Raw genomic sequence first — 257 nt, 5'->3', positions numbered from 1 at the left:
GCTGCCTTGGCATAAGCAGCTCGGCCTTCATCCACACCCAGACAAACTGCTCCGCATTCATACCGTGGTAACGGATAAACCCGATGGCAGCAAAAGGCGCAGCGCCCAGGATGCACATCCAGCTGACAGTTTCCGTGCCCAGATAGTTCCGCAGTAAAAAATACAGTAAGGCCGCCATACCACAGGCCAGCACTGAAAAAATGAACTGCCGCATGGACAGTCCGAAAAACATGGATTCCGTATAATCCCGGATCTCC

1 protein-coding gene is annotated in these 257 nt (G+C 52.9%); it reads right to left on the bottom strand.

Annotation, left to right across the window (positions count from 1 at the left end; translation table 11 throughout):
• The coding region (locus tag NE619_RS18315; protein ID WP_256133900.1) for a PrgI family protein at positions 1 to 257 on the bottom strand (257 nt) is incomplete at both ends.

The organism is Anaerovorax odorimutans (assembly GCF_024459955.1).
GTDB lineage: Bacteria > Bacillota > Clostridia > Peptostreptococcales > Anaerovoracaceae > Hominibacterium > Hominibacterium odorimutans_A.
This window is presented reverse-complemented; position numbering and strand designations above follow the sequence as displayed.